This is a genomic window from Mesorhizobium sp. M7A.F.Ca.CA.002.15.2.1, from assembly GCF_003998715.1.
Classification (GTDB): Bacteria; Pseudomonadota; Alphaproteobacteria; order Rhizobiales; family Rhizobiaceae; genus Mesorhizobium; species Mesorhizobium ciceri.
On the sequence record NZ_RZPI01001299.1, the window covers coordinates 1 to 391 of the forward strand.

Sequence of the window (391 nt, forward strand, 5' to 3'; positions counted from 1 at the left end):
GCCCGGTTGACGGCCGCATTCGGCTCGCGGCCGACGAATTCACCATGGCCGGGCTTGGTCTTGACCTCGGACTCCTGGATCGACAGTTCGCCCCGCGAGAACACGAACCGCGGCAGGCCGGTCACCTCGAAACCCTCGAAGACATTGTAGTCGATCACCGATTGCTGCTTCTTGGACGAAATTGTCTTCTTGCGCTTGGGATCCCAGACGACGATGTCGGCGTCGGCACCCTCTACGATGGCGCCCTTCTTCGGATACATGTTGAGGATCTTGGCGATGTTGGTCGAGGTCACCGCGACGAACTCGTTCATCGTCAGCCGGCCGGTGTTGACGCCTGTGGTCCACAGCACCGGCATGCGGTCTTCAAGCCCGCCGGTGCCGTTCGGGATCT

At 61.6% G+C, this 391-nt stretch carries 1 protein-coding gene; it reads right to left on the reverse strand.

Annotated features, from left to right (window positions below; genetic code table 11):
- On the reverse strand, positions 1–391 hold a 391-nt coding region (locus tag ENZ74_RS34240), incomplete at both ends, for an amidohydrolase family protein (protein ID WP_164761526.1).